Origin of the sequence: Edaphobacter aggregans DSM 19364 (genome assembly GCF_000745965.1) — a bacterium.
In the GTDB taxonomy this organism is placed as follows: Bacteria; Acidobacteriota; Terriglobia; order Terriglobales; family Acidobacteriaceae; genus Edaphobacter; species Edaphobacter aggregans.
Genome location: NZ_JQKI01000017.1, coordinates 24,618 through 48,491, shown reverse-complemented (window position 1 = coordinate 48,491; position 23,874 = coordinate 24,618). Strand labels below are relative to the sequence as shown.

Annotated in this window: 20 protein-coding genes; 11 read left to right on the top strand and 9 right to left on the bottom strand. The window is 62.3% G+C overall.

The annotated features are described in order from the left end of the window. Window positions 1–1,155: 1,155 nt before the first annotated feature. From Q363_RS08670 to Q363_RS08660, 3 genes are all read left to right on the top strand, one after another. Window positions 1,156–3,753 carry a TonB-dependent siderophore receptor gene (locus Q363_RS08670; protein ID WP_035349396.1) on the top strand — a complete coding sequence of 866 codons (2,598 nt, stop codon included), beginning with the start codon at window positions 1,156–1,158 and terminating at the stop codon, window positions 3,751–3,753. A gap of 35 nt (window positions 3,754–3,788) precedes the next feature. Next, window positions 3,789–4,469, top strand: coding sequence for a Fe2+-dependent dioxygenase (locus tag Q363_RS08665; RefSeq protein ID WP_035349395.1), 681 nt, complete (start codon window positions 3,789–3,791; stop codon window positions 4,467–4,469). Between the two features lie 112 nt (window positions 4,470–4,581). Continuing rightward, window positions 4,582–5,859: a GAF domain-containing SpoIIE family protein phosphatase gene (locus Q363_RS08660; protein WP_035349394.1), complete on the top strand. Its 1,278-nt coding sequence runs from the start codon at window positions 4,582–4,584 to the stop codon at window positions 5,857–5,859. 3 nt (window positions 5,860–5,862) lie between these two features. On the opposite strand, the gene Q363_RS35925 is transcribed toward Q363_RS08660, so the two are convergent. Both Q363_RS35925 and Q363_RS08650 read right to left on the bottom strand, forming a co-directional pair. Next, window positions 5,863–8,523, bottom strand: coding sequence for a PAS domain-containing protein (locus Q363_RS35925; protein ID WP_051978569.1), 2,661 nt, complete (start codon window positions 8,521–8,523; stop codon window positions 5,863–5,865). 60 nt (window positions 8,524–8,583) lie between these two features. After that, complete coding sequence (locus Q363_RS08650; protein ID WP_035349393.1) at window positions 8,584–9,258, bottom strand: YceH family protein; 675 nt, start codon at window positions 9,256–9,258, stop codon at window positions 8,584–8,586. 233 nt (window positions 9,259–9,491) lie between these two features. On the opposite strand from Q363_RS08650, the gene Q363_RS08645 reads away from it, so the two are divergent. The 6 genes from Q363_RS08645 to Q363_RS08620 all read left to right on the top strand — a co-directional run bounded on the left by Q363_RS08645 (window position 9,492) and on the right by Q363_RS08620 (window position 13,718). Then, a complete protein-coding gene (locus Q363_RS08645) occupies window positions 9,492–10,142 on the top strand; it encodes a peptidoglycan L,D-endopeptidase MepK (protein ID WP_084080144.1) in 651 nt (216 codons plus the stop codon). A gap of 90 nt (window positions 10,143–10,232) precedes the next feature. Then, complete coding sequence (locus tag Q363_RS08640) at window positions 10,233–10,604, top strand: RidA family protein (protein ID WP_035349392.1); 372 nt, start codon at window positions 10,233–10,235, stop codon at window positions 10,602–10,604. 20 nt (window positions 10,605–10,624) lie between these two features. Beyond that, window positions 10,625–11,170 (top strand): hypothetical protein, encoded by a 546-nt coding sequence (locus Q363_RS08635; RefSeq protein ID WP_157466655.1) that lies wholly within the window; start codon window positions 10,625–10,627, stop codon window positions 11,168–11,170. Window positions 11,171–11,211: 41 nt separating this feature from the next. Further along, complete coding sequence (locus Q363_RS08630) at window positions 11,212–12,075, top strand: hypothetical protein (RefSeq protein WP_035349389.1); 864 nt, start codon at window positions 11,212–11,214, stop codon at window positions 12,073–12,075. A gap of 110 nt (window positions 12,076–12,185) precedes the next feature. Further along, window positions 12,186–12,896 carry a class D sortase gene (locus Q363_RS35920; protein ID WP_084080143.1) on the top strand — a complete coding sequence of 237 codons (711 nt, stop codon included), beginning with the start codon at window positions 12,186–12,188 and terminating at the stop codon, window positions 12,894–12,896. A gap of 9 nt (window positions 12,897–12,905) precedes the next feature. Beyond that, window positions 12,906–13,718 (top strand): LPXTG cell wall anchor domain-containing protein, encoded by an 813-nt coding sequence (locus Q363_RS08620; RefSeq protein WP_035349388.1) that lies wholly within the window; start codon window positions 12,906–12,908, stop codon window positions 13,716–13,718. Window positions 13,719–13,890: 172 nt separating this feature from the next. Here the strand turns inward: Q363_RS08620 and Q363_RS08615 are convergent, their stop codons facing one another. From Q363_RS08615 to Q363_RS35910, 4 genes are all read right to left on the bottom strand, one after another. Further along, complete coding sequence (locus Q363_RS08615; RefSeq protein ID WP_157466653.1) at window positions 13,891–14,100, bottom strand: hypothetical protein; 210 nt, start codon at window positions 14,098–14,100, stop codon at window positions 13,891–13,893. Between the two features lie 235 nt (window positions 14,101–14,335). Then, window positions 14,336–16,435 (bottom strand): radical SAM protein, encoded by a 2,100-nt coding sequence (locus Q363_RS08610; protein ID WP_035349386.1) that lies wholly within the window; start codon window positions 16,433–16,435, stop codon window positions 14,336–14,338. 298 nt (window positions 16,436–16,733) lie between these two features. After that, window positions 16,734–17,687: a hypothetical protein gene (locus Q363_RS35915; RefSeq protein WP_051978567.1), complete on the bottom strand. Its 954-nt coding sequence runs from the start codon at window positions 17,685–17,687 to the stop codon at window positions 16,734–16,736. A gap of 51 nt (window positions 17,688–17,738) precedes the next feature. Further along, window positions 17,739–18,467 (bottom strand): hypothetical protein, encoded by a 729-nt coding sequence (locus Q363_RS35910; protein ID WP_157466651.1) that lies wholly within the window; start codon window positions 18,465–18,467, stop codon window positions 17,739–17,741. Between the two features lie 351 nt (window positions 18,468–18,818). Here Q363_RS35910 and Q363_RS08595 point away from each other — a divergent pair, with 351 nt between their 5' ends. Then, on the top strand, window positions 18,819–19,079 hold the full coding sequence (locus Q363_RS08595) for a hypothetical protein (protein ID WP_051978579.1): 261 nt from the start codon (window positions 18,819–18,821) through the stop codon (window positions 19,077–19,079). Further along, entirely contained in the window at window positions 19,076–19,861 is a 786-nt protein-coding gene (locus Q363_RS08590; RefSeq protein ID WP_051978565.1) for a septal ring lytic transglycosylase RlpA family protein, read from the top strand. Before Q363_RS08595 ends, Q363_RS08590 begins: the two co-directional genes overlap by 4 nt. 3 nt (window positions 19,862–19,864) lie before the next feature. Here Q363_RS08590 and Q363_RS08585 read toward each other — a convergent pair whose 3' ends face one another. Genes Q363_RS08585 through Q363_RS08575 form a run of 3 tightly spaced genes read right to left on the bottom strand, consistent with a single transcriptional unit; the run spans window position 19,865 to window position 23,806 of the window. Next, complete coding sequence (locus tag Q363_RS08585) at window positions 19,865–20,365, bottom strand: hypothetical protein (RefSeq protein ID WP_035349385.1); 501 nt, start codon at window positions 20,363–20,365, stop codon at window positions 19,865–19,867. Between the two features lie 28 nt (window positions 20,366–20,393). After that, window positions 20,394–22,070 carry a metallopeptidase TldD-related protein gene (locus tag Q363_RS08580; protein ID WP_051978564.1) on the bottom strand — a complete coding sequence of 559 codons (1,677 nt, stop codon included), beginning with the start codon at window positions 22,068–22,070 and terminating at the stop codon, window positions 20,394–20,396. Beyond that, window positions 22,070–23,806, bottom strand: coding sequence for a metallopeptidase TldD-related protein (locus Q363_RS08575; protein WP_035349384.1), 1,737 nt, complete (start codon window positions 23,804–23,806; stop codon window positions 22,070–22,072). The genes Q363_RS08580 and Q363_RS08575 overlap by 1 nt, the downstream gene beginning before the upstream one ends. Window positions 23,807–23,874 lie beyond the last annotated feature (68 nt).

The window sequence follows — 23,874 nt, the reverse complement described above, 5'->3', positions numbered from 1 at the left end:
AGGCTCCTTTCTGCCAGCGAGTGAGCTGGAGGTTTATGGCCGCGTCGAAGTAACTGCGATCTACACCACCGGCCGAGTTGTGAGTTACAACGATGCTTCGCCAGGGAACTATCGAGTAGAGTTTCGGAGTAAGTGCAACAAGGAACCTTGTAAGTCGAGGTGACGACTCCGTCCTTAACTGTCTTTGCTCCTGCAGGGTTTCTATCCCTGCCGTTCGGGCAGAAGAAGTAACTCTGCTCTATCACCACTGGCGGTTTTGCCATTGCAGGCGCAGATTCGCGGCTGCGCGGGCAGGCGCATCGTGCCGGCGCAGTTGGCGCCGGAGGGCTTACTGAGGGAACGGGCGAGAACAGTGGTTTGATCGATGACAGTCGAAGTAACTGTGCTCTTCACCACTCAGTAAGTTGAGATACGGATCAACGTAGGAGCCGAACTTGGGAGTTATAGCCAGGTAGGATAGAGCGCCCGGCGATCACCCGCGACGAATTGAATCGTCTCCGGGGACCTACGCATCGTGTTGTGCGATGTTACTTTCATCGGGCTAACTCCTACGTGCTGACTAGAGTGACATGGTTAGTGGAAGAAAGCAAGGTTATTTATGGAAATTGTCAAAGCTTTTCGATGAATGAACGACTTACTTGATAGCGAATTATGTATCTAACGCATTAGCGACTCCAGTGCGTGAAGGCTGGTGGGTACGGAGGCGTGAGGGAGTGTGACGGCCTGATGTGTCCGAATACCGACCAAAATCCGATATCAGACTGGATTTGTCGCATATTTTGATTGATCTCGGACTGCTCTTGTCTTATATTCAATTTAACAAGAATTTTGGGGGCTTTGCGCGAGGATCTGGCGGGTCTTTCGCGGTTCGCGAGGAGCTCTGGAGTGGAAGAGAGGCCAGACCCCCGCGGATTTATCTCTTGGCGGAGGCCGCGAGGATCTGGGGTCTACGGTCCATTAGGACGGTAGAGTTGTCTGCGATTATAGGGCGCGCTTCAACTGTTTCAAAGCGAATGCGCCGATCGTTCTCGCTCCATTCCTAACATCACGGTTTGCTGGTGCTTGCGGCGGCCTGAACTGCCGCCGCGGGGCTGGCTTTGAGCGGTCAATGCCTCATTGCGCGCTTTTTTCGGTGCTTTGGGAGGAGAAGAGGCGATGAAGAAGGACCAGAGGCGGGAGAGCCTGCGGAGACGATTTGCCGGATCACGAAGCTGGCTGGCGGTGGGGACGCTGGCGGCTTATACGGTGATGGGGTCGAGCCGGCAGTCGCTGGCGGCGGTGAAGCCGGGCAGCGAGGTTTCTCCCGGGCCGGGCGGACCGGTGGCGAATCTTCCGGTGAAGCGCTTCAACATCGCAGCGGGTGGGCTGGAGGATGGCATCAAGGCGTACGAGCAGGCGACGGGGCTCACGGTGAGGGTGGAGCTTCCGGGCGGAACGCTGGCAGGGTTTCAGACGAAGGGCGTGACGGGGCTGCATACGGTGGAGGAGGGCATGCGGCTTCTGCTGGAGGACACGGGGCTGAGCTATGCGGTGCAGGGCTCGTCGACGATGGTGGTGGGGCTGAAGCGGTCGGAGTCGGTGGAGGTGACGGCGTCGCTGCCGGATACGGTCTCGATGAACAAGTTTACGCAGCCGCTGATCGATACTCCGCAGACGGTGGCGGTTGTTCCGCAGTTTGTGCTGCACGAGCAGCAGAACACGACGCTTCGCGATGCTCTGAGAAATGTTCCCGGCATCAGCATGGCGGCGGGCGAGGCCGGCGCGCAGGGCGACAACCTGACGATTCGCGGATTTACGGCGCGCAACGACATCTTTCTGGACGGCATTCGCGACTTCGGAAGCTACTACCGCGACAGCTTCAACTATGAGCAGGTGGAGGTGCTGGAGGGACCGGCGGGCGTGCAGTTCGGGCGCGGATCGACGGGAGGCATCATCAACCAGAGCACGAAGGTTCCTGCTGCCGATAAGTTCATTCATGTGCAGACGCAGTTTGGGACGGACGCGACGCGGAGGATCTCCGCGGACGTGAATGAGCCGCTGAAGGACTTTGCTGCGGGCTCGGCTGTTCGTGTGAACGCGGTGGGAGTTGCCGGCGGGGTTGCGGGCAGGCCTTATGCGGAGAACAAGCACTATGGCGTTGCGCCTTCGATCAGCTTTGGGATGAACTCTGCGACGCCGGGAACGATCGGGTACTTCCACGTGACGGAGAGCGATACGCCGGACTACGGCCTGCCGTGGCTGTTCAACAAGCTTGCGCCGGCGAACCGTCATGCGTACTTCGGGTTTCCGGACTCGAACAATCTGCATGCGGATGTGGATGTGGTGACCGGGAGGCTGGCGCATAGTTTCAACGAGCATCTGCAGCTGCACAGCATTGCACGCTGGGCGAACTACCAGCGCAAGGCGCAGATTACGGAGCCGCAGATCTGCTCGAATGCGTCGCAGGCGATTCCGGTGGGCAGGTATGTGAGCGCGCTGCCGACGAGCTCGGTGACGGGCGCGCCGTGCACGTATACGCCGGCGACTCCGGCGGATCTGATTGCGGTGAATCGCAATCAGATTGCAATCAAGAGTGTTGAGAGCGACCTGTGGGACCAGACAGAGCTGACGGCACGGTTCAAGGTGCTGGGCGTGCGGAACGATTTTGTGGGCGGCGTTGAGGGCGGGCAGGAGACGTCGAATCCTGTGCGCACGACGTACAAGAATGTGACGCCGACGAACCTGGCGAACCCGAATCCGCACGATGCCTTCACGGGGACGGGAACGGTGTCATCGGTGACGCATGTGAAGTCGCAGAGTGTGGGGCTGTACTTTGTCGACACGGTACACCTGGGGCGCATGTTCGACCTGAGCGGCGGCGTGCGGTGGGACTACTTCGACACGCGGTACAGCCTGTATGTTCCGAACACGACGACTCCTGCGACGCTGGCCTCGCAGGATGTGACCAAGCCGACGTATCGCGCGGCGTTTGTGTATAAGCCGAACGCGCACGGCAGCGTTTACTTCGACTACGGGACGAGCTTCAACCCCTCGGCGGAGTCGTTGAGTCTGAGCGTGTCGACGAGCGTGCTGCCTCCGGAGGAGAACGAGACGTACGAGGTGGGCGCGAAGTACAGCCTACTGAATGACCGGCTGCTGCTGGACGGCGCGTGGTTCCGGACGACGAAGCTGAATGCTCGCGAGACGGACCCGACGAACTCGAACAACATCGTGCTGGCAGGAAACCAGCGTGTAAAGGGCGTGCAGGCGAGCGCCGTAGGCCGGCTGCCGCAGGGCATGGACCTGGTGCTGGGATATGCGTATCTGAAGAGCGAGGTGTTGAGCTCGAAGTTCTTCCCGACGTCGGTGGGATACCCGTTGGCGAATGTTCCGAAGCAGACGTTCAATGCGTTTGTGACGCGGAATGTTGTGGCGCATATCAAGGCCGGGCTGGGCGCGAACTATGTTGCGGCGCGAACGGCGAGCTCGACGGTGCCGTTTACGCCGCTGACGTTCGGGCCGCTGACGACGTATATCGATCCGGCGACGGGGACGCAGAAGAAGGGCTACCAGGTGCTTTCGACGGGCATTAAGCAGGTGCCGGGATACTGGGTCTTCAACGCGATGATCTCGCGGCCGGTGACGGACCGGATCGAGCTGCAGGCGAACATCTTCAACCTGGCGAATCGTTTTTATATTGACCAGCCGCATCCGAGCCACCTGATTCCGGGGGCGGGGCTGAGCGCGCTGTTCGGGGTGAACTTCAAGTTCTAGCGGCTGAAGAGAATTTGTAACGGAGATAGATACAGATGTTGATTACGATTCCCGATGTGTTGACTGCCGAGCAGGTGAGGCAGATGCGCGCGAAGCTGGACGTCGCGGACTGGGTGGACGGCAAGGTGACGGCCGGCTATCAGGCGCAGAGGGTGAAGGACAATCAGCAGCTTCCGGAGGGCTCGCCGCTGGCGGCGGAGCTGGGCGAGGTGGTTCTGGGTGGACTGGCGCGGTCGCCGCTGTTTATGTCGGCGGCGCTTCCTCTGCGGGTGTTTCCTCCGATGTTCAATCGCTATGCGGGAGGCGGTCAGTTTGGCACGCATGTGGACACCGCGATTCGCCAACTCGTAACGACAGGGCAGAGGATCAGGACGGATGTTTCGGCGACGCTGTTTCTGACGGCTCCTGAGGAGTACGACGGCGGCGAGCTGATCGTGGAGGACACCTATGGCGCGCACAGCGTGAAGCTGCCGGCGGGCCACATGGTGCTGTATCCGGCGACGAGTCTGCATCGCGTGGAGCCGGTGACGCGCGGGGCGCGAGTGTCGAGTTTCTTCTGGATCCAGAGCATGATTCGCAGCGATGGAGACCGAGCGATGCTGTTCGATCTCGATCGGTCAATCCAGAGGCTAGCCTTGGATCTGCCGGGAAGCCCCGTGGGAGTGGAGCTGACGGGGGTGTATCACAACCTGCTGCGGCGCTGGACGGAGATGTAGGCGCGAGCGATCCTGTTGCGCATGAGGGGGATGCGGCTGGGGATGAAGTAATTGTGTCGCGGTGATCGCGACGTAGTCTAATGTGTAAGTGTTCCTCCGACAGGAGGGGTATATGGTTGCCACCTCATATCGCCCGATTTCCATACGCGGGCCGATTCCTTCACGCATTCATTCGTCCTGTGACTTCGTTCAGGCCTTGATGAAGCTGCAGCGCGCCGCCCAACTGATTACATCGACCCTGGACATTGATGCCCTGCTCGACCGGGTCGTCAACGATATTGCAGCTACGCTCGGTTGTGTGGAGGTCTCGGTGTGGCTGCGCGACCCTGAGACCGACGAGATGGTTCTGCATGGCGTTCGCGGCTGCACGGTGTACTGCACAGGCGCGCGGTTGAAGATCGGCAAACAGGGGATGGTGGGCCATGTGGCCGCGACGGGCAAGATGCGCTATGCGACGGATGTGACCCTGGACCCGTACTACATTGCATGCGAGCCCGACACCCGCTCCTCGGCAACTTTTCCCCTGAAGGTGCGGGGCGAGGTCATCGGCGTGCTTGCGATCGACCATCGTGAGACGAATGCTTTTACCAAGCAGCAGTTGCAGATCTTCCAGGCTCTGGCTGGGCATATTACGGTCGGAATTGAAAACGCGCGCGCGTTTCAGCGAGAACGTGTGGAGCGAGACCGGATGCAGCGTGAGGCCGACGATGCTCGTGTAGTTCAGCAGGCGCTGTTTCCGAAGGTCTATCCCCTGGTGCCCGGGTTTGCGTTCGAGACGGCGTGGCACCCGGCGGGAAGCCTGGCGGGGGACTGGTTCGACTTCATCGATCTGGGTGAGGACCGCTACGGGATCGTGCTTGCCGATGTCTCAGGCAAGGGTATGCCGGCGGCGCTGCTGATGTCGGCAACGCGAGCGATTCTGCGCACCGTGGCGAAGCTGGACTCGTCGCCGAGCGAGACGCTGGTGCGGGTGAACCAGGCGCTGATGGAAGACTTTCCGATGGGGAAGTTTGTGACGATGATCTATGCCGTGCTCGATGCGAAGTCGCGGGAGATGACCTTCGCCAGCGCGGGTCACCTGCGGCCGCTGGTGATCAACGGCGAGAGCGCGTTTCTGGAGGTCGATACGGGCCTTCCGCTGGGGCTGGGCGCGTCCTCGTACCCGGAGCACAGGATACACATGAAGCCGGGGACGCGGGTGCTCTTCTATACCGACGGGATCACCGAGGCTGAGGATGCCGACGGCGAGGAGTTTGGACCGGCTCGGCTGAGCGAACATTTTCTGCGGCCGGATGCATGCGTGGGGGGTCTGATCGAAGCGGTGCAGCGCCATGGAAAGGGTGCGATTCGCTCCGACGATGCGACAGCGGTGCTGATTCGCAGCCGGTGAGCCTTAGAGCTCGGCGTTCTCGACGCAGGGAAGGAAGAGCGAGAAGATGGTTCCATGGTGGACCGGGTGCTGGGTGCTGCGCAGGCTGATCCGGCCCTGATGCCGCGTGACGATGCCGTGCGAGATCCAGAGGCCGAGGCCGGTGCCGTTGAGTTCCTTGGTGGTGTAGAAGGGCTCGAAGATGCGGGCGCGAACGTCGGGTGACATGCCGTGGCCGGTGTCGGCGATGGTGATGCGGATGCCCCGGCGGACACCGGCGCCGTCGCAGGCGTGGTCGGTGGCGTCGTGGGCGCGGACCAGCAGGCGGCCTCCGGTCTGCCGCATGGCGTCCAAGGCATTGGCGATGAGGTTGTTGAGGACCTGCCGGATGTCGTTTTCGAAGCAAAGGATATGGCTCGAACTGGAGAAGCTGGTCTCGACGCGGATCCCGGAGTTGGCCAGCCGCCCCTGGTAGAGATTGAGGACGGCTTCGACGAGATCCTGTGCGGCGACGTGAGTGGCGCTGACGGCCTGGCGGTGAAAGCGCAGGGTCTGGGTTGCGATCTGGCAGACGCGGGAGAGTTCGCTCTGCGCGGTCTGGACGTAGTCGGCGAGGCTGGTGGGGAGTTCGTCGGAGGTGGCGATGAGGTAGAGAAGATTGGTGATCGCCTCGAGCGGATTGTTGATCTCGTGCGAGATGGAACTGGCGAGGCGGCCGACTGCGGCGAGCTTTTCGCTCTGCACTAGGGCCTGTTCCGCCTTCTTCTGGTGGGTGATCTCCTGGATGACGGCGGCGATGGCTTCAACGTGGCCGTCGGAGCCCTGGATGGGCGAGTAGTTGAGGTTCCAGTAGCGATACTCGCCGGGACGCGTGGGCAGTTCGCCTTCGAGGAGATGGTTGCGGACGGTGCCGCCGGCGGCGACCTGGCGGAAGAGATCTTCGATTCCCTCGAGGGGTGCGAGCTCGGTGACGCGGCGGCCCAGTATCTCTTCGCGTGGCAGGCCGAGGGTCTCTGTCTGGCGATCGTTGACGCGCAGGTAGCGGAACTCCACGGGATCGAAGAGGGCGAGTCCGACGGGCGAGGTGCGGTAGATGGTCTCGAGCTCGGCGCGCTGGCGCTCGGTCTCTTCCTGTCGCTGCTGGAGGGTGTCGGCGAAGGTCTTGCGGTCGTCAATGTCGATGTTGACGCCGATCCAGTGGAGGATCTTTCCCTGCTCGTCGCGGAGGGGCTGGGCGCGGATCCACCACCAGCGGGCGCGGCCGTCGCGGGCTCGGATCATGCGCGCTTCGAGATCGTAGTCGGTGCCAGTTGCGACGGAGTGACTCGAGGCCATGCGCACGCGCTCGCGATCGTCGGGGTGAAAGGCCTTCAGCCAGGTATCTTCTTGGAGATCCTCTTCGGTGAAGCCGAGGTAGTCGAGCAGGATCTGATTGGCGTACGTGAGGTGGCCGTCGGGTGCTGCCATCCAGATGCACTGCGGGTTCAGATCGGTGAGGATACGGTAGCGTTCCTCGCTGGTGGCCAGGGCCTCTTCATTGCGCTTGCGGTCGGTGATGTCGATGGAGAGGCCGCGCAGACGGGTGGGGACGCCGTCGACCATGAGTGCCTGAGCGCGATTCTCGACCCAGAGGATAGAGCCGTCGGCGGCACGGATGGGGAAGTCGGCTACGATCATCTCGCCAGTCTCGCTAGTTCGGCGGATGAAATCGCCGAGGACCGGGAAGTATTCAGGGAGCAGGAACTTCGTGAAGGCCTGGAGGTCGGGCAGCTCGCTGTGAGGGTGACCGAAGACAGGATAGGAGCCGTCGCCCACGGAGATCTTGCCGGTGGCGAGATCGACATCCCAGGTTGCGACGAGGGCAGTTTCCTGAACGACGGCGAGGAGCTCCTGCTGCTGCCTGAGGGCGATGTCGTACTGGCGGCGCGCGGTGATGTCGCGGAAGAAGATAACCATGCCCTCGTCGGAGGGGCGCATCTGGACGGAGAGCCAGAGATTGAGGGGCTCGGGGTAGAAGTCCTCGAACTCACCTGGGAGCCCGTCGTTCATGGCTCGGGTGTAGTAGTTGAGATATTGCCCGTGTCCTCTGACGAAGGGGAATTCGTGCCAGATATTTTTGCCGACCAGGTCGCCTTTGATCGCGAGCAGCTCGCGGGCGCGCCGGTTCAGGAAGGTGAACTTTCCCTCGCGGTTGATGCTGACGACCGCGTCGCTGGTGGCTTCAAGGACCTGGAGGAGCTGGCGCGAGGCGGAGTCGCGAAGAAGCTCGGCGCCCTTGCGGTCGGTAATGTCGCGAAAGTAGATGGTGATGCCCTCTGCGGTGGGAATCACATGGCTGTCGAGCCAGACGTCGCGGAGATCGCAGAAGGATTCGAAGTGGGCGCATTCGCCGGTCTCCATGACCCTGCGGTAGATGCGATCCATCTCCGTACCGATCTTCTCGGGGAAGATCTCCCAGTGGTTCATCGTGCTCATCTGCTCGGGGGTGAGGTGCAGCAGCCCGACGGCCGCGGGATTGGCAAAGGTAATGCGCCAGTCCCGGTCGCAGCAGAGGACGCCGTCGGGCATCTGGTTGAGGAGGCGGCTCAGGCTCTCGTTGAGTGCGTCGCTCTGCCGCCGTCCGAAGCCTCTGCGTCCGGGGGAGATGTCGAGTTGGGGAGCAAGCGGGTTCGACACGGTTGACATAGGCACTCTGAGCTTGGGAAACGATCATCTCACAGGCGTCAAGAGGCAGGGATGAGATTGTTATGACGCCTCGGCCTCCAGGCGTTCGATCCGGGCCTGCAAGGCCTGCAGTGTGGAGGAGAGCGCTGCCAGCTCAGCCTCGATCTCTGCAAAGCGCTGGGCAGCGGAGCCATCGCCGGTCGTCTGGACAGCGGGTAACGGGGCGGCTGCGGGGACGACTGCTTCGCCGGAGAGCAGATGGGTGTAGCGGGCCTCGCGCGAGCCGGGCTGGCGGGGCAGGACAGCGGTAAGGGGGCCCGTGGAGGACGGGGAGGACTCGGAGGCCGGTTCGCGGGCGGCGAGGCGGTCGAGCGTGGTCTGCACGGCGGAGAGGTCGTCGAAGGCATAGAGGCGCTCGGAGCGGCTGCGAAGCTCGCCCGGGGTCTGCGGGCCGCGGAGCATCAGCAGGCAGAGGACGGCGGTCTCGTCGCGGCGCAGGTTCAGCACAGTGCGGATGCGGTGCTCGTACTTGGGGACGCGGGCGTCGTGCAGAGTGCTGACCAGGTCCTGGTCCTCGAGGGCGTGGAGCGCCTGACGGACCTCGTCTTCGGCGAGGCTCAACACAGGCTCGCGGCTGGACTTCTGGTTGCACGCGTTGACCAGAGCGTTGAGGGAGAGCGGGTACGCCTCCGGTGTGGTGATCTCCTTTTCGATAAGGGAGCCGAGGACGCGGGTCTGGACGGGGTCGAGCACCATGCCTCTAGTCTATAAGGCGGCCGCTACTGAGGCTTGGATTTTGCCGCTCGTGGCAGAGTTTGGACGAGGTTTCGCCAGGCGGTTTCTGTTACACAAAAGTTACATGCGAGGCTCCGCTCTAACGTGGTTCTCGGGGGAATAGTCCGGTAAACTGGAACGAGGTAAATGGCGAACGTCGAATCGCATTTGCGACTGCCCATTTATCCGAAGATCGTCCCCCGGGAGTTGGAATAATGACAGGAATCAGGCTGCGCGTTGCGGCAGCGGTAACGGCAGTGGCGCTGCTTGGGCTGAGTGGAGTCTCCCGGGCGAACGATGCGGCGAACGTCGCCGGCGCGGGGGAGCAGTACCGGTTGAAGCTGCACCATCTGCATACGGGCGAGAACATCGACGTGGTGTACCGGGTGGGCGATATCTACCTGCCGGATGCGATTGCGAAGCTGAACTACTTCCTGCGCGACCATCGGACCCAGGCGGAGAACAGCTACGACCCGAAGGAGTTCGACCTGCTGCACGCTCTGTTGGAGAAGCTGGGCAGACCGAACGGCGAGATCGACATCGTCTGCGGGTACCGGACGCCGTGGAGCAATAGCCTTCTGCGGTCGCGGTCGGCGAACTCCGGCGTGGCGCAGCACAGCCAGCACATGCTGGCCAAGGCGATCGACATCCGCGTTCCCGGTGTGGCGACGACGACCCTGCGCGATGCGGCGCTGAGCCTGCACGCGGGCGGCGTGGGGTACTATCCGGTGAACGAGTTCGTGCATGTGGACGTGGGACCAGTGCGGCAGTGGCAGTACGGCCATGCGGCCGGCGAGACGCGCACGGTGGCGAAGTCGACGCGCCGTAGCCCGCACCACGCGGCATCTGCCGTTAGCGGCGAGTAAAGATTGCAATATCAGTGACGAAGGGCTCCGGTTGCGGAGCCTTTCGCAGCTAAGGCTGGTTCGGTATCGGATACACTGCGGTCACCGACTATGAGCCGCGAATATCTTTCGAGCAACCCTGACTCGCCCTTCTCCGATGCCGTGCTGGTGGACGGCAAGACCCTCTATCTTTCAGGCCGCATCGGGCTGATTCCCGGAACGACGACCGTTCCTGAGACCGCCGAGGAAGAGGCGCACCTGGTGATGCAGGAGATTCAGCGCATACTGGCGATGGCCGGGATGACGATGGACAACCTGGTATCGCTGCAGATCTTCGCGAGCGACGTCTCGCTGTGGGAGAGGTTCAACGCGGTCTACCGGACGTACTTCACCGGAAAGCTTCCGGCGCGGGCGTTTCTGGGCTCGGGGACACTGCTGTTTGGGGCGCGGTTTGAGCTGCAGGGAATTGCAGTAAAGGATTAGCGCTTCTCTGGAGAGATGCGGTGAACAGCCTGGCACGGTCACTCAGCGAAGGGCGGTGGGGACTGGAGCGGGCGCGCGAGATGGCGCGTGAGGTGGTGTCGCGGCGCGGCGCGGTAAAGGCTCTGGTCAGCACGATGTTCGCCGAGGAGGCGGAACTACGCAAGAGAGCCTCTGACGTTGCGCGCCGGGTAACGGACATCGATGTGGCGCTGCTGCGACCCTATGCGGACGAGCTCGCCGGTCTGCTGGCGGAGACGCCGCCGGAAGAATCCCGGACGCTATGGCACCTGGGGCTGGTGGTTTCGCGTACGGCGCATACGCGCGAGCAGCGGCTGCGGGCTGCCAGGATGATGCAGGTGCAGCTTGAGAACGAGAGCAATGTTGCCCGCTGCGCTGGGGTGGAAGGGATCGGTTTGCTGGCGAGCGAGGAGCCAGAGCTTTACGAGATCGCCGGCGAACTGATCGAAAAGGCGCTGAGGGACGGTACGCTCGCGATGAAGGCCCGGGCGCGGCACGCGAAGCGGCGGTTGGAAAAAGCACGGAAGCGGGCTGGAGATTTGGGATAAATGGCTGCGTCTGAGGGAGGAATCTGGGCTAGACTCGCCCCATGCCAAAGTGGCTTGTTTCTGTCGGTCGCGCCTTCTACGCTGTCGGCCTGATTTCAATCGGGCTCGAGCATTTCTTCTTCACGAACTTTATTCCAGTGATCCTTCCGGAGTTTCCGGCTTGGATACCGCTGCGGACGCTCTGGGTGTTTGCAGTCGGTGCGGCGCTGATTGGCTCCGGCATCTGCATCCTCTTCGACTGGAAGGGACGGAAGGTAGCGGCCTGGACAGGCGCGATGCTAGTGATCCTGGTGCTGATCGCGCATCTTCCGAATCAGCTTACGGGAGCGTTTGCGGCCGTGCTCGGCGCGTGGACGAATGTGTTCAAGGAGCTGACGCTGGCGGGTGGGGCGTGGATCGCCGCGCTGTCGTTTGCGGAGGGAAGACCGGAGTTGCCGAAGTGGCTGGAGAGGGTTTTGCCGCTTGGACGATACTTCTTCGCGATAACCCTGATCGTCTTCGGCATCGACCACTTCCTGTACCCGAAGTTCGTGGCATCGCTGGTTCCGGCGTGGATTGGCGCGCAGATGTTCTGGACGTACTTTGCCGCCGTTGCTCTGATTGCGGGCGGCTTGGGGATCATGGTGAAGCGCGTGGCTCGGCTGGCTTCGCTGCTGGTGGGAGTGATGATCTTCTTGTGGCTGATCATGCTCCATATTCCCAGGGCAATTGCAGACCCTTATACGAATGTGGGGAACGAGTGGACGAGTGTCTTTGAGGCGCTAGCGTTCAGCGGGATGGCGTTCATGCTGGCCACGCTATCCGGGGCCAGCATGAACGCCGGGATCGATACGAGAGATGCGGCGGCGGGGATGAGCGCTTCTGGGCCATCGGATAGCAAGGATTCCACCCTTTCAAAACGTTGAAAAACGGTGTATCGTACGGGCGCATAGAGTTTGTGGGGAGATGCACGCTCGTAAAGCTTGGCAAGGAGGTTGTCTCCCCAAGGGCCCCGGTTGTGTGAGGACGGCATTCCATGAATGGGAACGCTACCCCCAGGGCGATGCAGCTCCTCCGCTCGATGGAGCGGATATTCCTGATTGCAGGCCTCTTTATGGTCTGCAGCTACGCCGCAGTGCGCCTGTATAGCTTTGTGGCGGCGCGTACCGTCATCGCAGCGTTCAAGCAGACGTCTGCGAGTGTCTTCCCGGCACATGCCGGCAGTGATACGGCTGGGGGAGCTGCCGGTGTCGATACAAGTCTTTGGAGCGACAAGCGGATTCGCGCCTACAACACCAGCCTGGGCCATGCCTTCGGCACGCCTCTGGCCGTGTTGACCATTCCTAAGATTCATCTTGAGGTGCCTGTCTTTGAGGGCACCGACGATCTTACGCTGGACCGCGGCGTGGGACGCATTGTTGGGACGGCTCATCCTGGCCAGCCTGGAAACCTCGGAATCGCGGGGCACCGGGATGGCTTCTTTCGTGGCCTGAAAGAGATCGCTCCAGGCGATGAGATCAAGCTCGTTCTCCCCGATGCAGTAGCAACGTACGAAGTCGATCAGATAACCGTAGTGACCCCCCAGGATGTCTCTGTCCTTCAACCCGGGCCCGTCTCCTCAATCACTCTGGTTACTTGTTTCCCGTTCTATTTTGTCGGGAGCGCGCCGGAGCGGTACATCGTCTCTGCGTCATTGCGAGCAGATGCACAGCCAGCCGCACGCGGAAATGCGCGGCCTAACCCCTAAGGAGGATCTATGGCAATTGCACATTGGAATATCAGAAGCAGATGGATCGTACGCGCAGCGCTGTGCACATTTGGCTGCGCCATGTTGTCCTCGGGTGTCCGGGCCCAGGATACTAGCTCGACAACAACCCAGAAAGGGCCGGCGCAGTATGAGAGCGTAGTGAAGGGCGGCACCGTGATCTATGTATCCGGCAATGACGTTGTGGTGAAGATGGACGGCACCGGAGAGGTGAAGCACTTCACTGTACCTGACAGCCAGACGTTCACTGAGAATGGCAAGACGATGAACGTTCACCAACTCAAGGTTGGCACCCACTTAACACAAACGGTCACAACGAAGACGGTTCCCACAACGGTAAAGACGGTACGGACGATCGACGGCAAGGTCTGGTACGTGAACCCTCCAAGCATGGTGATCCTCACGCTGCCCGATGGAACGAACAAGGAGTACAAGGTTCCAAAGGGGCAGATGTTCAACATCGACGGCACGCAGCAGTCGGTGTTCCATCTGAAGAAGGGGATGACTGTAAGTGCGACCGTGGTGACGGAAGCGCCGACAACGGTGGTTACGCAGCAGAAGTTGGTCGCAGGCGTTGCGCCCCCGCCGCCACCTCCTCCTGCGCAACCGATGCCGGATACAGTGGACGTGCTGCTGATCGAGACTTCGAACCCTGCGCCTCAGCCAACGCAGACTGCTGCGGCTGAACCAACCCCAGCGGCACTGCCAAAGACGGGCAGCGAGTGGCCGCTGGTTGGGCTGCTCGGGCTTGGCAGTCTGGCAGCGGGAATGCTGACACGCCGGATTCGGATGGCGTTGAAGTAACTTCGGGTCAACAGCTAAAAAGAAGAAGGCCGCCAGCGATGGCGGCCTTTCTACTGATCTGAAGCGGTTGATCTTGGAGCTGAGCCTGGAGAAGCTGGCTCTGAAGGACATCGCCCCGTGGGGCACATACTCGTAACGATCGGAATCGAACTCGCAAAATTGCAGCTGCGTTCTACGCAGACCCTAATTCGACCAGATCAGGCTTGCAACGGAGGCACTCGATTCTGTTCAGGAGGTCATCGATCATGATCTGCAAGCGCTCATTTTCTGCTGCTAACACAGCGATCGCGCCATGCAGGGATAAAGAATAATCGCCGGTCGTCGCATCCCGATAGTAGGTTATCTCTCCCATCTTCGCGTCCCTTTCCATGAGATTCATCACGGCCGTCTCCTTGTTTCATCCAATCAAGCACCTGGGATTTGTGTACTTCGAATACTTTCTCACCGTGCCTTCAAGGACACATCCCCAGAAGGAAGACTTTTGGGATAGCGGGGAAGGCTTGCGGCTGAGTAACACTTTTGGGGGTGGCCGAGATTGGAATTGCGGCCGGAGCGCCTGTTTGCGAGCGTAAAAAGGCCGCCATTGCTGGCGGCCTTTCTTTTACCAGGAAAAAGGGTTAGTCGCCAGCGACAGTCTCTTCGGACTGGACCTTCGCGGGTGCCGGGGCTGTCTTGATCTCGCCGAGCGAGATGAAGCCGGGCTGCTCCTGCTCCTTGAGGATCTCCTTGCGGTAGAGCTTGGCCATCTTCGCGTTCTCGGCGTCCTGCTTGATCTTCGCGTCGCGCGCCCGGATCTTCTCCTCGCGGGCGTTCTTGGCGATGCCGCTCTTGTCGAAGGTGTCGTTGGCAGCAGCGTTGACGTGGGCCTCGTTCAGGACCAGGTCATACTTCTCCTGCTTCTCGATACCGACCTTCTTACCGCCGGCGAAGATCTCATGACGGCCGTGCTCCTCGTACCACTTGGTGAGGGTAGCGGTCATGTGCATCTTCTCGATGATGTTGCGCCAGCCCACGCCGGTGTTGTACGCGCAGAAGCTGATCTCGCCTTCCTGGGTGGCGTAGGGGATGATGCACTGCTCGGTGCGGCGGAAGTCGTAGTTGAAGAGGTCCTGGAACCACATGCCGGCGATGAAGAGGAAGTTCCAGCGGTCGCCGCGGCGCTTCTCGATATCGGCCATGGTGCGGTCAGCGGTCACCTTGCCGTAGTTGCGGCCGGTGGCGCCGAAGCACTTGTCGAACTTCTGGAGCAGGTCAACGATCTTGAAGTGCGTAGGGGCCTTGGTGGGATCGTAGTTGCGCAGCAGCGCGAGCGAGACGCCGAGGATGGAGAGGAACTTGCCACGGGCGGCGTCGTTGACGCGGGCGACGTCCTTGGCCAGCTGCACGGCGTCGAGGAATGCGGTGACGGGAACGGCTTCCTTGGTCTCCTTGTCGATCATCAGCGCCATGCCGATGCCGCAGTTCGGGTGGCATCCGCAGGAGAGCTGGCCCCAGTCGTGATCCGGTCCGTGTACGAGGTCGGCCCAGTCAGAGAAGGTGCTCATGAAGGAGATGGGGAACCAGTCGCGGGTCGATTCGCCGAGGCCGGTCTGGTTGCGGATGTCGTGCGCGAGGTGCGAGAGGGTGTAACGCTGTGCGGCGCGGCGCTCGTCGGAGACCTCTTCGTCGCGGCCGGTGAAGGAGACGGGCTGGAAGGAGAGGAAGTTGATCTTCTTCGGGTTGTCGAGCGCGAACTCGATGATGCGGCCAACCTGCTCGTTGTTGATGCCGTTGACGATCGTCGTTACGGGAACGATGTCGACGCCGGCCTCGTGCAGGTTGTGGATGGCCTGGAGCTTCACGTCGAATGCGTTGCCGACCTTGCGGTGCGAGTTGGCAGCGTTGCCGATGCCGTCGAACTGCAGGTAGGCGTAGCGCAGACCGGCCTCAGCGGCGGCCTTGGCGAACTCCTTGGACTTCGCGAACTCGATGCCGTTGGTCGCGGCCTGCACGGAGTTGTAACCAACCTTGCGGGAGTAGGCGACGGCGTCGAGGAAGTAGGGGCTCAGCGTGGGCTCGCCACCGGAGAACTGAACGCTCATCTGACGACGCGGCTTGATGGTGATCGCGTTGTCGAGCATGGTTTTGATCTCGTCCCACGTCAGCTCGTGGACGAAGCCGACCTGGTTGGCGTCCATGAAGCAGGGGTCGCACATCATGTTGCAGCGGTTGGTCAGGTCGATGGTCAGAACCGAACCGCGGCCGTGCGTCACGGTCGAAGTACCGTGGTTGTGGAGCTTCTCGTCGTTGTGGGCGCGGATGTCGCGGCCGGGGAAGACGTCTTCGAGGTGCTTCATCATCGGCGGGTCGATGGACATAACGTCCTCGAAGTGGCCGTGGATGGGGCAGTCCTTGACCATCAGGATCTGGCCGTCGCGCTCGATGATCTGCGCCTTGATCTCGCCGACCTTCTCGTTGAGCAGGATCTCGTGGGGCAGCTTGCCATCTACGATCTGCTGGCGGATCTCAGGGACGCACTTGGGGCAGAGGGAGTCGGTGGTGCGGGGCCAGCCTAGCGGGGGCTTCTCTTTCTGGTAACTCTTCAGGAGGGGCTTGTCGCTCCACTTGGGGGTGAAGCTCGGGTTGGGCGAGATCGAGTTCAGCTTGTCGAACACTGCCCAGGCGGCCTTTGCGCCGTAGGTGAGCGCCTTTTCAGCTAACTTCGCGGACTTTGCCATATGCGTTTTCTGTCTCCTGATGGTTTCCGTCTTCGGAAAAACTTGTTTGAAGCCTGAACTTCGATCGTATCGGGCCCGGGGTGCTGCCGGAAGTAGACACCCTGATTCTGCCCCACGGCGCTGCACGGATAAGTCGATGCAGGCAATGGGCTTGAGTCCAGTTAAGACTACGCAGATCGGGGGCGGAATCGAAGGTCGGACAAGCGAACGGGGAAATTCTGCATTGAACGGCGACAGCTGATGGCTGAGCGGAAGGGTGAAAAAAGATGCAAAAGCCCGCGACGGGGAATATGGGAGACTACAGGCTGCCTTGGTTGGCGGCGATCTTGTTCAGGATTTGCTGAACGAAGATGATGCGGACGTGAACGTGTTTGGCGACGTCGGGCAGAAACTCGTTGATGACGTTGTTGACCGGGTCAAGCGCGAGGCCGGTGACGATGCGCTCGGCGGTGGAGGCGCCGTCGCTCTCGATGCCGGGGACGTAGAGGTTCGATATCTCGGCGGCGACGAGGTACCCGCCGAGGACGCCGTAGTTGGGGATGGTCTTGCCGGAGTCGCTGCGCGAGATGTAGCTGCGCGTGAGGGAGTAGATCAGCCGCTTGGGGAAGGGAGCGTGGGGCATGCGGTAGTAGCGTGGGTCCTGGTGGGTGAGGGCGGGGATGGCGAAGGTGCCGAAGAACTCTCCGGTGGTGTTCTGGAGCATGCTCACTCCGGCGAGCCCGCCGAAGCCCTCCAGTCCGGGCCCATAGGCGGTATGCGAGTCGGCGGCGATGCTGATGGCCGAGATGCCGATGATGGTTCCGAGCGTAGCGGGATCGGTGGCATTGTGCAGCGCCAGGTAGCCCTTCTGCTTCCGGGTGAGCGGAATGATGACGTTGGTGTCGAGGAAGCGCTGGTAGGGGTAGACGAGTTCGCTGCAGGGAGGAGGAGGCTGATCGACCTTGTTGGGATCGTAGGTAATCATCCAGAGGGCGTGCCGGGGACTGCAGGCGCCGGGCTTTTTGCCGCTGGCCTTGAGCGAGGCCTCACCGACGGAGACGACGTCCGCCTGGCGGCGCGCGACAACACCGGGGGAATCCGGCAGCTTGCCGGAGGAGCTGTCTGCGTTGGCGGCACTCGACTGTGCGGCCGCCGTCGTCTCTGGTCCAGGAGTCTTCTCCGGTCCAGGGGTCCTGGTAAGTGGTGGCTCAGTTGTCTGGGCTACAGCCGTTCCTAGGGAGAGCAATAGCCCCAGTATGAAAACCCTGTCCATGTTCACCCGTTCTTCCCTTCCTAAGGTTCAGACGCAGGAAATCGGGAAGGATTATTCGTATTTTCCGAGGCGCAGCCAGCCGATCACCTGGCCGCCGAACTCACTCACAAGAGATCCGAGGGCTGAGCCGCCCAGCGAGGTGGCCCAGGTTTGAAAGACTTTGCCGGTCGTCTGATTGCGCTCGGGATAGTAGGTACGGGTGAGCGCCGCCGCGCCGCCGGTTCCAAGGATAAAGGCATAGTTGGGGATCGTCTTTCCGCTGTCGGTGCGTCCGACGATGGGCCGGGTTCCTGCATAGAGAGCGCGATTGATGAATTTGTGGCTCTTGCCGAGCTGGTAGTACCGCGGATCCTGGTGGAAGGCCGTCGCCAGGACGGCGTCCGAGAAGATCTCCTTGCTCGTGCCGAGAGCCGCAGCCGCCCCGAGGCGCTGGGCAAAGGCCTGGCTATTGGTTCCGTAGTTCGGCATACCGTCGATCAGCTGTGACCAGCCGGCCGAGAAGACCCAGCCCAGCATACTGAACGGAGTCACCGACTCGCGCAGTCCCAGCAGGATCTTGTCGTGCGCCTCCTGCTTTGGCACCGGCTGCCCAGCATAGATGAGTTTCACGCGGGGAAGCGCCATCGGCTTGGTGCTTGTCCCAGTGGCCTGCCCGGCAAACCCGGCCTGGCCGGTAGCTTCGGCAGTCAAGGAGCTGGAGTCGAGCGGGGAAGAGAGCATCGCTCCCGGCGAATCCGGAAGCGTAACCGCGGGCGGGTCAGTGCTCGGCGATTCGACCACATATCCAAAAGCACGATAAGTTGCAGGCAAGGTGAGAAGCGCCAACAGCAAGGGCAAAGAGAAACGGGAGAGTGGTGTCGTCACTGGAGAACCTCACGAAAGAACTTACGGTCTCGCGTTCTCTCCAAAAAAAGAAGCGGCGAATACCCGGGGCCCTACGCCACTGGAGTATTTGGCGTCTGCCTCTAATAGAAAAGACGCCTGCGAAGAGCCGTACGTTGCGCTGGTCGGTGCGATTTATCCGTTATCTTCATGACGTTACCACCTCGGCACCATATGTGGAATCGCCGCGGGAACGATTGACCCGCCGTTTTCCTCATTTCGATAATGAAGGGTGGAGACGTGTCGGTCATGGCCAACGAGAATCCAAGGCGTCCATGGGAGGAGCGGCGGCACGAAGCGGGCGCCCGCATCGAAGAGGATGTGCGCGACTTTGTTCGCTACTTCAACGACGAGATCGTTCCCGACATCCGTAAGAACGGATCCGAGGCTCTGCGCGCCGCGGCGCGCGAGCTGAACCGGCTGGCCCAGCGGATGGATGAGCGGGCCGGGAGAACGCCTCCCTCACCAGGCGAAGCCCCGGAAGACCCAAAGGATGAGCCGAAGCCGTGAAGCGCGCGCGCCTCGCGTCCACCGCACTGGTGACGGCGCTTGCGCTGGCGGCGAGCGGCTGCCATAAGAAGACGGCGCGCGCCTATCATCCGCCGCCTCCCCCTGCCGCCGGCTCGGGAACCTACGCGAAGCCGGATACGCGCCCGGCATCGCCGGGTTCGAGCAAGTCATCGGCAGCAAACGCGCCGTCGCTGCCTGCGCCTCCGCCCGATGTTCGCGGAAAGCCTTCCCTGGTGGAGACCGGCCTGGCCAGTTGGTACGGCCCGCCCTATGCCGGCCGCAAAGGAGCCGACGGCAAGGTCTACGACCAGAACGCCATGACGGCGGCACATCTGACGCTGCCGTTGGGCTCGATGGTGCGGGTGACGAACCTGACGACGAATCAGTCGGCGATGGTGAAGATCACCGACCGCGGGCCGTTTGTACACGGCCGGATCATCGACCTTTCGCTGGCCGCCGCCAAGGCCACGGGCCTCTATCGCATGGGTGTGGCGAAGGTACGGGTCGAGGCGTGGACTCCGGGGCCGAGCACCAGCCCGAGCGCGATCCCCGGCGGCCGATGGTGCGTCCAGGTGGGCGCGTTCCAAACTGAGAAAGACGCGGTGAAGCTGAAGAACGAATTGATGCGCCGCTACACGACCGCGAAGGTGATCGAGTTTCCGGGCCCGACGGGGCACTGGGTGCGGATCAATCTGGCGAGGCCGGATAAGGCTCACGCCACCGAGGTCGCCGACAGCATTCACGTCTCCGGCGCCGAGCCCTATCTCATACGGACTGACTAACCGCTAGCGGAAGACGCGCTTTCCGGTCCGCCGCTCCAGCTCCTTGCGGAACTGCTCGGAGGCGCTGTGATTCCAGGTATGCGTGATGGTGACGCGGTTGTCGCCCAGCACGCGAGTCATTCGCCCGGCGCCGATGATCTGGATGCTCATCACCTCGCCGTACCGGATGGTCTTGTCGCTACGCAGCCAGAAGCGCTGCACCAATGCGGTCGGGGTCAGCACGATGGTGCCGGGCATCTGGTAAAGGATCAGCGCGACCAGCGCCACGATGAACAGCGGCAGCCACAGGGGGATGTTATGCCGGGACTGCCACATCGGCCAAGCGAAGAGCGCGAAGTAGAGCGGGAGCACGATGCCGCGGCTCCACACCACGAGCGGCTTCAGAGGAAAGGCCAGACCCTCGGCGGTCTCGCGCGGCGAGCCCTTCACCATGCGTCCGGCGTAGAGCATGGCGAAGAGAGCGGCGAGAATGAACAGCTGCAGCGTCTTCAGATCAACAGGCATCTCGTTCGGTCCTTTGTCGTTTGCGCGTTTACTTCGTCGCCGGCGGCGGCGGGTAGTAAGGGAGCTTCTGCTGCTCCTCGGTCGCGCGCTTCACGCCGATGTCGCCGAAGAGCAGGCTGGGCACGATGGTCGTCTGGGGCAGGGTGCCGAGCGAGTCGTTGACATAAGGATCGTCGCCGGCGGCGAGGATCTCCGAGCGCAGACTGCGGTTGTCCAGCTCGTCGAAGGCGGCTCCGCGCACCAGCTGCCGCGTGCCGTCGGGGTGAACGAGATACAGCAGCCGCGGGATATCGCCGCCCATCGTCTCTACGGCATAGACGTCGCGTTTCTGCTCCTTCGCCATCGCCAGCAGGCGCTGGCGAAGCTCGGCTACCGGGACCGGGTTGCTTGGCTTGAAGATCATGACGCCGCTGCGCGAGTGGGCGGGCGCTCCCGGTGCTGCGCGGCCGTGGCCGTTGGAACTGGGGAAGTCCCTCACGGGTTCGCGGCCGATCAGATAGTTGTCGAGCCTGCCGTTGGAGACGACAGGCACAGCGTGCGCTGGAACGCCCTCATCATCGACCTGGTAGGTGCCGACGACCGACCGGCCGGCGAAGGTCGACTCTGCCGGGTTGTCGATGACGCTGAAGAACGCAGGCAGAACGCGCGCCTTGTAGCTGGAGTTGTAGATCCCTGTGGTGCGCGCCGTTGTTCCCAGCTCGGGACGGTCGGCCTCGACGTTCGGTACAAAGAACCGGTTCATCACATCGGAGGCTGCGTCTCCGGAGAAGAGCACGGGGCCGTGATAGTCCTCGGCATCGACGACCGGGGCGTTGCGCAGAGCCTCGAGGCTCTTCAGGTCGTCGATGACGCGCTTGCGGAACGCGGGCCAGCTCTCAAGCTCTGCTGCCGTCACTGCGACGGAGCCGTTGTCACGCGCGAGGCGCATGCCGTCGGACGCCTGGCCGCCGACGCTGATGGCGTTCGTGTATCCGCTCAGGCTGTAGCGCAGCGTGGTGCCCTCGGTGTTGACCAGGTAGCGGTTGAGGACCATGGCGCGAACGTTCGCGGTCGAGTATTGCACCTGATCGGCGGAGGCGCAAACCTCGGGCGCGGTGGCATAGAGGCCGCTGGCCTCGACGATGCGCCGCTTCCACTCGGCGCGATCGATCTCCAGCCTGCGGAGCGGCTCGATGAGAACCACCGGCTTCTCCTGGGAGAAGTCCTTCTCGGCGCGCGACTGCTGGAACCGCTCGAGCGTCGCCCGCTTGGTCGAGTAGGCGCGGAGCGCGTTCTTGTACGCATCGTCGGTGGCGATCCACAGCGCATAGCGCAGGGCGTCGGGGTTGTTGTCCTGCGGGGCCATCTGTACGGTGCCGTCGCCGCGGCCCGAACTCGAGTCGGTGGTGTAGCTGCCGATCCGCACGGTGACGCGAACCACGCGTTGGCGGCCTTCCTCTTCGCGCGTCAGTGCGCCGTAGTTGGCCACGGCCTCATAGCTCGAAAAATCGTCCAGGCGGTACTCGATAAAGTACGGCTGCTGCATCCCGGGAATCACAAGCTGCGTCTTCTCGCGATTCAGCTCCTCCTGCATCGCCTTCAGCATGGGGTCATCTGTTTGGGCCGCGCAGATCCTTGTAACCGATACCGTGACAAATAGCGCCGCAACGGACAGCGCGCTGCGGAGGGAGGGCCGGAGCCTCGGATGGGAAAGAGAGGTCTTCATTATTTGTTCTCCTTTCCGGATCCGCTTACCGGCGGCGGCGGAAGAATCGGCGGACGCGTCGTGCCTTGCGCCTGGCGCTGGGTCTCGATCTCGCTGACGAGCATCGCCGGGGCCACAGCGCTGACCGGAATGCTGCCGGACTCGGCCCCGCAGATGCCGTTGAAGACGTCCTGTTTGTTGCTCGTTGCGACGATGCGGTTGAGCGCCGCCTGCGGCGTGCCGACGATCGAGACGCCGCGCACCAGCTCATCAGGTCGCCCATCGACGTAAACCCGGTAGACCACCAGCGGGATCACCTGGAAGGCCTGCGGCGAGCGCCGCGTCGTGACCGCGAAGCCCGAGGAGATGTCCTCGAAGTAGAGCCCGTAGGTCTTGCCCTGCTTCTTCGCCTCGTCGATCAGCATCTGGCGCAGCTCCTTGTCGCTGACCGTCTTGGTCGAGCTGACGATCAGGTTGCCCTGCCGCCCCGTGGGCATGCGGCCCGTCTCGGCGCGACCGTGGCCGTTCGAGTTCGAGAAGCTGGCGATCGGTAGCCGCGACATCAGGAAGGTATCGAGCACGCCGTCCTTGATCAGGTCCACGCGGCGCGCCTGCTGGCCCTCGTCGTCGTAGTTGTAGTGGCCGCTCAGGGGCTGCCCGTCGAAGGTCTTGAGCGTCGGGTCGTCCGTAACGCTGATAAAGCTGGGAAGAATCTGCTTACCCAGCAGCTTGGTGAAGGTCTGGCCCTCGTCATCGCCGCGCTGGCGCTGGCCCTCCAGGCGATGGCCCAGGACCTCGTGGAAGAAGACAGCCGAGGCGCGGCCGCTGAGGATCGCCGGCCCGTTGAAGGGTTCGGTGACCGGCGCGGTGCGCAGCGCGACCAGGTTCTTGGCCATCGTCGTCGTCTTCTCGACCAGCGTCTTCTGGTCCGGCAGGTGCGCCAGCGTATCAGCCTCGAAGGTCTCCGTACGGAAGAGGTCCATGCCGTCGGCGGCACGGGTGCGGGCGACGATGACCAGCCGCGCTACTTGGTTCGGCGAAGCCACCTTTGTTCCCTCCGACGAGAGGAAGTACGCGGTCTCCGTGGTGGCCTGCACCACAACGTTGTTGAAGAAGATGTCCGGGTACTGGCGGAAGACGCCGGAGAGATCGCACAGACGGCTCTCCCATGCAGCCTTGTCGACGGCGAGCGGCGACGAGGCGGGAAGCACGGCCGCCTTTGGCTGCTCCGCTGAGAAGTCAGCGGAGCCGTCCTCCTCTTTGGCGCGCACCTGCTGCTCGGTCTTGACCTTCAGGTAGCTGTCGAGCGCCTTGGCATAGTCGCGGTTGGTGGCGAACCAGAGACTGCGGGCGATCGCCTCGCGGTCGTCGGTGAGAGGCAGCGGAATCGTCGTCAGTGCGCTGCTGCGATGGTCGCCGTGGGTGTTGTCTTCCTGGGGCGTCCCGATGCGCAGCTGCACGTCGGCGGTGCGGCGGCGGCTCTGGTTGTTCTGAACGATCGCGCCGTACTGCGCGGTCATGTTGAAGCTGTCTGAGTCGCTAACCGCATAGCTCAGGAAGTAGGGCTTTGGCTGGCCGTTCTCGCCCGTACTGCCCAGCGAGGACATTGCGCGATGCAGCTCGGCATCCATCGCGTCCATCAGGACTATGTTGGCCTGCGGCCGCGGAGGTGTCGTATCCGTCGCGCGGCTCAGGGGACAGAGAACGATCAAGGCAAGGCCGGTGAGGCCGGAAGGAACTGCACGGAATCGCATCATCGAAGGAGAGCTCGTTTCACCTGCGGGAATCTGACTAGGCCGAGTGTATCGAAAGTGCCTCGGCGGTG